At 40.4% G+C, this 522-nt stretch carries 1 protein-coding gene; it reads left to right on the top strand.

What is annotated here, in order from left to right:
• Window positions 1-44: 44 nt before the first annotated feature.
• Window positions 45-344 carry a hypothetical protein gene (locus tag PG897_RS22535; protein ID WP_270829450.1) on the top strand — a complete coding sequence of 100 codons (300 nt, stop codon included), beginning with the start codon at window positions 45-47 and terminating at the stop codon, window positions 342-344.
• Window positions 345-522: the final 178 nt, after the last annotated feature.

Raw genomic sequence — 522 nt, 5'->3', positions numbered from 1 at the left:
TCATGTAGAACCTCCTGCGTTCAAGATACGAGAAAATTCTACTTATGAGCACCTCAGTTTTTCGGGGGGATTACCATCCGTTCTCTGAAAATGACATTTCAGAACTTATTCACTCCCCCTGCTTCATTGGATTTGCTGAGCCGGAGATCATTGGTCAAGCGGTTACAGAGGATGATTTTGTTGTAAAATATAGTGAGCTGGCTCTTGCCTATATTGGTGATTTTTATCATCAAGTTGAGCATCATGGCTCGAACATAGAAGAGGTAGCATTAATCATGCTTCCATTTTCTTGTGTCGATGTATTGGTCGATGATTTTAAAGCATATCTCGGGATAAAAAAATGAGTGACTTCTCTACTAAGCTTGCAGCTAAAATAAAAGGAAGTAATGGATATATAGAGGCAAGCAATAGTTTGTTCGGATCATATGTTTTATGGTTAACAGGAACCGGGAATTCAGATAATAAGTGCGACACTCATGGATGAATGGCGAGAGGTGGCCAACTGCTGATTGGTGGTACCCT

The sequence above is a fragment of the Aeromonas sp. QDB20 genome (assembly GCF_027707805.1).
Taxonomy (GTDB): Bacteria; Pseudomonadota; Gammaproteobacteria; order Enterobacterales; family Aeromonadaceae; genus Aeromonas; species Aeromonas dhakensis.
The sequence above is the reverse complement of the archived record's forward strand: the minus strand, read 5'-3'. Positions and strand labels throughout refer to the sequence as shown.